We start from the raw sequence: 8,365 nt of genomic DNA, 5'->3' as shown, positions 1-8,365 counted from the left end.
GTTCATGGCCGCGAGCGGCAGGCAGTACGCGAGCCTGCGCCACCTCTTCGAGCCGGTGGCCGATCGCATTGGCTACCTGTGCGAGAACGGCGGCGAGGTCGTCTGGCAGGGCGAGACGCTCGTGCGCCACACGATGCCGCGCGAGCTCGCGCTCGACATCTGCCACCTCATCGACGAGACGCCGGGCGCGGCCTACGTGCTGTCGGGCGAGCGCCACGCCTATGCGAGCGAGAAGACGCCCGAGCTCATCGAGCACATGCGTACCGCGAAGGGCTACGACATCAGCGCCGTGAGCCGCCCCGAGGACGTGCGCGAGGCGCTCATCAAGGTGTCGTTCACGGTGGACCCCGAGCGCAACGAGCAGGTGCGCGAGATGTTCGCCGACTGCTTTGGCCGCGACTGCGAGGTCGTAACCTCGGGCGCCGAGTGGATCGACGTGATTATGCGCGGCGTCAACAAGGGCTCGGCCATCCGCGAGCTGGGCGAGGTGCTGGGCATCGACCTGGCCGACATGGCCGCTTTTGGCGATGCCGAGAACGACCGTCAGATGCTCGAGGCGGTAGGCCACCCCTACCTCATGGACCCGTGTTTCGACACGATGCTCGACCTGGCGCCGCGCTGCCGTCGCGCCAAGACGGTCGAGGAGGAGCTCGAGCGCCTGCTGGCCAAGTTCGAGAAGCGCGCGTAGGGGCTTGTAGCCAATAATCTGCGAATGGCCCTGCCACATGTGAGAACGCCGGGAGTCCGCGATGCGGGCTCCCGGCGTTTTTGGCTAAGGCGGACCAGACGGCTAGTGCGAGGCGCGCTCGAAGAAGGCGAGGGCGTTTCCGTAGCAGAGCTTGGCCGTGATGGTGGCACCAAAGCGCTGCTCGAGGAGCTGCTGGAAGGCCCCCATCTTGTCGGTGCCGTCGAGCAGGCTGGGCACGGAGGCGCCGTCGAGGTCGCCGCCCAGCGCCACGACGTTCTCGCCACCCAGGTCAAGCCAATGCTCGACGTGGGCCGCTATCTCGTCGAACGACACGTTGGTGGCGTGCCCCTCGAGCACCTCGGTCGAGAGGAACTTGTCGCAGTAGTTGAGGCCCACGACGCCGCCGCAGTCGCGGATGCGGGCAAACTGGTCGTCGGTGAGGTTGCGCTTGTGCGGGCATACGGCGCGGGAGTTCGAGTGGCTCGCCACGATCGGGCGGCTGCTCGCGGCCGCGACGTCTGTGAAGCATTCGTCGTTGAGGTGGCTCACGTCGAGCACGATGCGGTTGCGCTCCATCTCGGCGAGGGCGTCGCGGCCCAGCTCGGAGAGGTGCTCGTGGGTGTCGTGGCCGCTCGCGAGCGGGCCCGCGGCGTTCCAGCTGAACGATGCCATGAGCACGCCGCGGGCGGCGTAGCGCTCGACGAGCCCGAGGTCTGCGGCGAACATGCGGGCGTTCTCGATGGTGCGGACGGCGGCCACGTGCGGCTCGCCGGCGTCCTCAAGCACCTCACGAACCTGCGCGGCAGACGTGACGGGCAAAACGACCGCGGCGTTCGCGGCGACCTCGGCGTCGAGGTGGGCGTTCACCGCGTCGTAGAACGCGGCCGCCTGTGCGGGCGTCAGGGCGTCGGGGACGTAGCAGGCAAAGCACTGGGCCCACGGCGTGGCGCCGATCTTCTCGAGCGAGATGTGGCAGTGGCTCTGGGCGAGCGAGCGGCAGCCCTGCGGGTCGTCTGCGTCGCCGGGGCCGTAGAAGTCCATGCCGCAGGCCTGCTTGAGGTCGTCGCTGAGAAACTGCCAGGCCAGGCGGTCTGCCGTGTCGCAGTGCATGTCAAAGACGGGGTAGGTCATCAGTGCTCCTCGGGTTGCGGGTGCTTGGGGCGCGGGCTCGCGGCGTGCGCGTGGTGCGTGCGTGGTGTCTGCGCGGCGTGCGCGGGCGCGGGATAGCAAAATGCGTGCGCGCCCAAATGGGACGCGCACGCATCCGTTTTACTCCGTTGGCGGCTCTTCTCCAAACAGCGGCAGAATCACGCGCAGGTAGTTGAGCGCCACGTCGTGCGCGCTCATCGCAAAGTCGTGCCAGGCCCACCAGCGCACGAGCCCCACAAAGCTCGCGGCGATGTGGTGCTCGAGGATCGAGCGGTTCATCGAGGCCGCGGGGCCCGCCGGGCGCGCCGGGATGCGCTCGCTGGCGCGCCGCACGATGGCGTGGCGCAGGCAGTCGGCGAAGCGCTCCGAGCCGTTGCCCGAGACGAGCTCACGCAGGCCGCTCTCGCTTCTGTGCAGGCCCGCGAGGACGTGCTCGGTCTGGGCGAGCGGGCTGGCGCCCACCTCGCCGCTTGGCTCGAACGCGTGGCAGCACACGTCGCAGACCTGGGCCTCGAGTAGGTCATCCTTGCTGTGGAACTGCGCGTAGAACGTGGCGCGCCCCACGCCCGCGCGGCTGATGATGTCCTGCACCGTGGTGCGCGAGTAGCCCTGCTCGTCGAGCAGCTCGACGAATGCCTGCTGGATGGCCTCGCGGCTGCGCTGTCTCCTCTTGTCCACGGCTAGCCCCGCATGCCGTCGCCAGGCGTGGGCGAGACGGGCGTGGCCTCGCCTGCCTTGGCAAAGAGCCCCGCGGCCTGCGTGGCGGCGAAGACGTTCTGGAACGACGCGCCCGTGCGCTCGCTGGCGGCGACGACGCTCGCGTACTCGGGATAGGCGCGCACGCTGCCGTCGGGCATCACGACGCGCTTGGTCTCGACGCGGCCAAAGGGCGTCTCGACCGTGCTGGGCGTGCGCGGCAGCGCGTGGCGGCGCTCCTCGTGCGAGCGGATGCCGATGGTGGTGGTGTTCTCGAAGATAATGCGCTCGAGGGCGGGCGCGAGCTCGTCGTTGCAGATGACCTCGAGCTGGTGGCCCGGGCGCCCCTTCTTCATGACGAGCGGGATGGCGTGGGCCTCGCGGGCGCCGGCTGCCATGAGCAGCTCGATGACGTGGCCGAGGGCCTCGCCCGTGCAGTCGTCGAGGTCGCACTCGAGCTTGGTGACGACGCCGCGGTCGCCGTCACCGGCGTCGGTGCTCCCGGAGTGGGCGAGCAGCATTGCGCGCAGCACGCCCGAGCAGCCCTCGTAGGGGCGCTTGCCCGCGCCGTAGCCCACGCGCTCGATGGCGTAGGAGTGGGGCAGACGGCTGCCCGTGCGCAGCGCGGCCACGACGGCGGCGCCCGTGGGGGTCACGAGCTCGCCGGCGACGTCTGCGGGGACAAGCGCGATGCGCGCGGCGGCGCACAGGTTGGCGACGGCGGGCACGGGGATGGGCATGACGCCGTGGGCGCAGCGGATGGTGCCGTGGCCCTCGGAGAGGCTCGTCACGATGACGTCGGTGACGTCGAGGTCGTCGAGGCAGATGGCGACCGAGCAGATGTCGACGATGGAGTCGACGGCCCCCACCTCGTGAAACATCACAGTGTCGGGTGTGGCGCCGTGCGCGGCGGCTTCGGCTTCGGCAAGCTTGCCAAAGATCGAGAGGGCGAGCGCCTGGGCGCGCGCGGTGAGTTGGGAGCCCTCGATGATGACGCGGACGTCGGCCATCGAGCGGTGCGCGTGCGCGTGGCCGTGGTGGTGATGGTGGCCGTGGTCGTGCTCGGCCAGGTGGTCGTGGCCGAGCTCGACGGTGCACGCGTGCTCGTGGTGGTGCGTGTGCTCGGCATCGTGCTCATGCGCGTGCTCGTGCTCTGCATCGTGTTCGTCCCCGTGATCGTGCGCGTGCTCGTGAGCGCCCTCGTGCCCGTAGAGCCAGGCCATGTCGTGGTCGTGGTTCTCAAGGCCGTGGGCGAGGCACACGTCAAAGTCGCAGGCGGCAAGGCCGCTCTTGCTCACGCGCGTCACGACGACGTCAAAGCCGCTTACCGGCAGCGTCGCGAGCTGCTGGCGTAGGTGCTCCTCGCTGGCCCCCAGGTCGAGAAGCGCGGCGACCGTCATGTCGCCGCTGATGCCGGAACTGCAGTCGAGGTACAGGGTCCTTCCCATGATGCTCCTAACGGTCGTTGCCGGGCGCGGCCGCGCCCGGGAGGTGGTTGATGAGGCTTGCCTGGTAGCCGGCGCCAAAGCCGTTGTCGATGTTGACGACGCTCACGCCGCTCGCACAGGAGTTGAGCATCGACAGCAGCGCCGCGACGCCGCCCAGGCTCGCGCCGTAGCCAACGCTGGTGGGCACGGCGATGACCGGGCAGCTCACGAGGCCGCCGATGACGCTCGCAAGCGCCCCCTCCATGCCGGCGACGGCGATGATGACCTGCGCGCGGGCGAGCTGCTCGGTGCAGGCGAGCAGGCGGTGCAGCCCCGCCACGCCCACGTCGCAGATGCGCTCGACGCGGTTGCCGAGAAACTCGGCGGTGAGCGCCGCCTCCTCGGCGACGGGCAGGTCGCTCGTGCCGGCGCACGCCACCACGACGGTTCCATTGCCGCTGGGCTCGGGAAGGCCGCCCACGATCGCCAGACGGGAATCCTCGTGGTAGTCGAGTAGGTCCGCGCGGGCGGAGAGAGCCCGCACGCGCTCGCACTTCTCGGGGGAGAGGCGCGTCACGAGCACGCGGCGCTGGCCCGCCCCCTCGAGGGCGTCGACGATGCCGGCGATCTGCCCGGCCGTCTTGCCCTCGCCGTAGACGACCTCGCCCGCGCCCTGGCGAACGCCACGGGCAAGGTCGAGGCGCGCGTAGCCCACGTCTGCCACCGGGGCGGTCTGGATGCGTGCGAGGGCGTCGGCCACGCTGGCGCTGCCTGCGGCGACACGCCCCAGCAGCTCTTCGAGCTCTGCCTTGTCCATCTAGTTCTCGCCGCCCTGCTCGCCCTTGGCGGCCGCGGCCTTGGCGGCGTCGCGCTCGCGGGCCGTGCGGGCGCGCTCGTTCTCGAGACGCAGGGCCTTGGCCTCTGCGGGGCTCGGCTCGATGTTGCCGTCGGTGCGCACGCGGTCGGCGGCGTCGGGGTGCGAGCTCATGAACTTGTCGACGGTCTTGCGCAAAGACTCGGGCGTGATGGCCTCGCCTTGCTCGAAGTAGGCCCCGTAGCAGGCATAGCTGGGCTTGTTGGCCGTGGGCAGGCCCAGCTTGGCAGACTCCTTACGCACCATGTCCTTGGTGAGGCCGGTCGCGCGCAGGGGCGACACGACGCCCAGCTCGTGGATGGCCCTAAAGCCCGGGCGGCGGTCCTCGCGGTCACTGGCGTTGGTGCCGTCGAGCAGGACGGTGCGGCCGTCTGCGCGCATGTGCTCGAGGATGGTGCCAAAGACCATCGACTTGCAGTGGTAGCAGCGGTCATGCGGGTTGGCGCGCAGGTCCTCGTGGCCCTCCCAGATGTTGATGGGGATGATCTGCTGCTCGGCGCCGAGCATCTTGGCGATGGTCACCGAGTCGTCGGTGTCGCGGGTGATCTGCAGGTCGTCGAGGATGGTGTAGGCCTTGACGTCATAGCCCTCGCGCAGCAGCTCCGCGAGCAGGTAGCACGAGTCGACGCCTCCCGAATAGGCGAGGCCATAGCGAACGCTCTTGTCGAGGTCAAACTGCATGGTGGTGACCCTTCCCGTTTCGCGGCTGGCGTTCAGCTTTGCGTGAGCGCAAGTTACGGAACATTTCGTTCTCTTTGTTCAGATACTATCGAACGATAGTACAGATTCGTTCTGAAAGTTACTTTAAGGGACATAATTGGTGCACATCGTCACAGCCGTGGCGAGGGCGCCGAAGACATGGGTGAGACGGGGCAGTCCCCTCGTCTCATTTGGAAGGAGCTAGCATGGCCAAGAAGAGACTCATGGGTAGGCGCACGTTCGTTGAGGGGACCGCGTTGGCCATGGCGAGCGTGCTTACAGGTTGCGGCGGATCCGGCACGGCCGACGCGCCGGCTGCCACGAGCGTTGCCCCCACGCGCCAGGTCACGATTGCCATGAGCGCCGAGAACGAGCCGTCCGCCGGCTTTGACCCCTGCGTCGACTGGGGCTGCGGCGAGCACGTGCACGAGCCGCTCATCCAGTCGACCCTCATCGCCACCGACGAGGACATGAACTTCGTGAACGACCTCGCCACCGAGTACTCCTGCTCGGACGACCACCTCACCTGGACGTTCAAGATTCGCGGTGACGTCACCTTCAGCGACGGTGAGCCGCTCACGGCCTCGGACGTCGTCTTCACCGTGAACACGATCAAGTCCTCGCCAAACGCGCAGGCAGACCTCTCGATGGTGGCGCAGGCCGCCGCGCCCGACGACACGACCGTGGTGCTCACCCTCACCAAGCCCTTCAACGCGCTGCTCTACACGCTGGCCGTGATGGGCATCGTGCCCGAGCACGCCTATGACGACGACTACGGCGCGAACCCCATTGGCTCGGGCCGCTACCAGCTGGCTCAGTGGGACCGCGGGCAGCAGGCCATCCTCGAGGCCAACCCCTCCTACTATGGCGACGCCCCGCAGATCGAGCGCGTCGTGGTGGTCTTCATGGGCGAGGACGCGGCCCTTGCGGCCGTGCGCGCGGGGCAGGTCGACATGGCCTACACCTCGGCCACGATCGCGAACCAGGACATCGACGGCTATGCGCTCGACGCCTACGAGTCCGTTGACTCGCGCGGCATCCAGCTGCCGGTGATACCCGCCGGCTCCACGCGCCAGGACGGCGAGGCCACCTACCCGGCCGGCAACGATGTCACGGCAAACGTCGAGGTGCGCCGCGCCATCAACCTCGCGTGCGACCGCCAGGGCATCGTCGACGAGGTGCTCGGCGGCTACGGCAGCGTGGCCTACAGCATTGGCGACGGCATGCCCTGGGCCAGCGCCGACATGCGCTGCGACTACGACCCCGACCACGCCCGCGAGCTGCTCGAGGCGGCGGGTTGGGTCCGCGGCGACGACGGCGTCTATGCCCGCGGGGGCCTGCGTTGCTCGCTCGACCTCTACTATCCCGCGAGCGATTCGGTGCGCCAGGCCATGGCGGCCGCCTTCGCCGCGCAGATGGGCCAGGTGGGCATCGAGGTCAACGTCCACGGCGGCTCGTGGGACGACCTCTACCCCCACGAGTTCAGCGACCCCATCATGTGGGGCTGGGGCTCCAACTCGCCCATCGATGTCTACGAGCTGAGCCACACGGACGGAACGATGAACTATTCCTGCTACAGCAACCCCACGGTCGACGCCGCGCTTGACGCCGCACTCGCAACCGACGACGTGGAGAGCAGCTACCCGCTGTGGCAGAGCTCGGAGTTCGACGGCACCACGGGCATCGCGCCCTCGGCCGACGCCACCTGGGTGTGGTTTGCCAACGTGAGCCACCTCTACTGGCGTCGCGACAACCTCGTGGTTGCCCGCCAGAAGCTGCAGCCCCACGGCCACGGCTGGAGCGTGCTCAACAACGTTGACCGCTGGAGCTGGCAGTAGCGTGGGCATGCCTGGGGCAGACAATCTGGACGAGAAGGACGTGGCTGTGGGCGCTGCGCCGGCCGCAGCTGCTGGCGTGGCCGAGAAGAATGCACCCGCGGGTGTCGCCACGGCCGCCGCGCCCCTCTCGCGAGCGCGCCGCATGCCGCGCTGGGCCGCGCGCCTGCTGCGCCTCGTGGCGCTGCTCCTTGCCACGAGCGTGGTGAGCTTTGCGCTGGTGGCCGCCTCGCCCGTCGACCCGGTGCGTGCCAACGTGGGGCAGGTCTCCTACGCGCGCATGCCGGCCGAGCAGCGCGCCGAGCTCGCGCGCTACTGGGGCCACGACACGCCGCTGTGGGAGCGCTATGGCCACTGGCTCGCGGGCGCCCTTCGTGGCGACTTTGGCGAGAGCCTGCGCTTTGGCGAGCCCGTGGCGCAGGTCGTGGGCGAGCGCTTCGCGAGCTCGGCGGCGCTCATGCTCGTGGCGTGGGCGCTTGCGGGCGCGGGCGGCCTCGCGCTGGGCGTCGCGGCGGGGGCCCGCCAGGGCGGCGCGCTCGACCGCGCGGCCTGCGTCCTGTGCTACCTGCTCTCCTCGACCCCGGCGCTTTGGCTGGGGCTCGTGGCGCTCGTCGTGTTCTCGGTGTGGCTTGGGTGGTTCCCGCTGGGCTTCTCGGCACCCGTTGGCGTGGCCGCCTCCCAGGTGAGCCTGTCCGCGCACCTGTACCACCTCATCCTGCCGGCGCTGGTGCTGGCCGTCTCGAACATGCCGAGCATTGCTTTGCACACGCGCGAGAAGACCATCGAGGTCATGGACAGCGACTACGCGCGCTTCGCGGCGAGCCGCGGCGAGAGCCGTGCGAGCGTGCTTCTTCGCCATGGCCTGCGCAACCTCGTGCTGCCGGCGCTCACCATCGAGCTCGCCTCGGTGAGCGAGGTCTTTGGCGGCTCGGTTCTGGTCGAGCAGGTCTTCTCGTACCCGGGGCTGGGCCAGGCGGCCGTCACGGCGGGGCTGGGT

8 protein-coding genes are annotated in these 8,365 nt (G+C 69.4%); 3 read left to right on the top strand and 5 right to left on the bottom strand.

Going from position 1 to position 8,365, the window contains the following annotated elements:
• The coding region (locus tag AC1VTH_RS04840; RefSeq protein WP_481335005.1) for an HAD-IIB family hydrolase at positions 1–688 on the top strand (688 nt) is incomplete at its 5' end.
• A 102-nt stretch (positions 689–790) separates the two neighbouring features.
• Here the strand turns inward: AC1VTH_RS04840 and AC1VTH_RS04835 are convergent.
• The 5 genes from AC1VTH_RS04835 to larE all read right to left on the bottom strand — a co-directional run bounded on the left by AC1VTH_RS04835 (position 791) and on the right by larE (position 5,515).
• Positions 791–1,819 carry a dipeptidase gene (locus tag AC1VTH_RS04835; RefSeq protein WP_481335004.1) on the bottom strand — a complete coding sequence of 343 codons (1,029 nt, stop codon included), beginning with the start codon at positions 1,817–1,819 and terminating at the stop codon, positions 791–793.
• Positions 1,820–1,957: 138 nt separating this feature from the next.
• Positions 1,958–2,515 carry a TetR family transcriptional regulator gene (locus tag AC1VTH_RS04830; protein WP_481335003.1) on the bottom strand — a complete coding sequence of 186 codons (558 nt, stop codon included), beginning with the start codon at positions 2,513–2,515 and terminating at the stop codon, positions 1,958–1,960.
• 2 nt (positions 2,516–2,517) lie between these two features.
• Positions 2,518–3,981, bottom strand: a complete 1,464-nt coding sequence (gene larC / locus AC1VTH_RS04825; protein ID WP_481335002.1) for a nickel pincer cofactor biosynthesis protein LarC — start codon at positions 3,979–3,981, stop codon at positions 2,518–2,520.
• Positions 3,982–3,988: 7 nt separating this feature from the next.
• Positions 3,989–4,777 carry a nickel pincer cofactor biosynthesis protein LarB gene (gene larB, locus AC1VTH_RS04820; protein WP_481335001.1) on the bottom strand — a complete coding sequence of 263 codons (789 nt, stop codon included), beginning with the start codon at positions 4,775–4,777 and terminating at the stop codon, positions 3,989–3,991.
• A complete protein-coding gene (larE, locus tag AC1VTH_RS04815; protein WP_481334999.1) occupies positions 4,778–5,515 on the bottom strand; it encodes an ATP-dependent sacrificial sulfur transferase LarE in 738 nt (245 codons plus the stop codon).
• A 224-nt stretch (positions 5,516–5,739) separates the two neighbouring features.
• On the opposite strand from larE, the gene AC1VTH_RS04810 reads away from it, so the two are divergent.
• The gene (locus tag AC1VTH_RS04810) at positions 5,740–7,371 is read left to right on the top strand and encodes an ABC transporter substrate-binding protein (RefSeq protein ID WP_481334998.1); all 1,632 of its coding nucleotides are present in this window, start codon (positions 5,740–5,742) and stop codon (positions 7,369–7,371) included.
• Positions 7,372–7,378: 7 nt separating this feature from the next.
• Positions 7,379–8,365: ABC transporter permease (locus tag AC1VTH_RS04805; RefSeq protein ID WP_481334996.1), on the top strand; the 987-nt coding region annotated here is incomplete at its 3' end.

Source organism: Parolsenella sp. (assembly GCF_982402205.1).
Note: the sequence above shows the minus strand (reverse complement) of the source record. Positions and strands in the feature narration are given on the sequence as shown.

Coding starts and splice junctions, on each gene's coding strand:
- AC1VTH_RS04835 (WP_481335004.1), bottom strand. CDS start 1,819: ATGACCTACCCCGTCTTTGACATGCACTGCGACACGGCAGACCGCCTG.
- larC (WP_481335002.1), bottom strand. CDS start 3,981: ATGGGAAGGACCCTGTACCTCGACTGCAGTTCCGGCATCAGCGGCGAC.
- larB (WP_481335001.1), bottom strand. CDS start 4,777: ATGGACAAGGCAGAGCTCGAAGAGCTGCTGGGGCGTGTCGCCGCAGGC.
- larE (WP_481334999.1), bottom strand. CDS start 5,515: ATGCAGTTTGACCTCGACAAGAGCGTTCGCTATGGCCTCGCCTATTCG.
- AC1VTH_RS04810 (WP_481334998.1), top strand. CDS start 5,740: ATGGCCAAGAAGAGACTCATGGGTAGGCGCACGTTCGTTGAGGGGACC.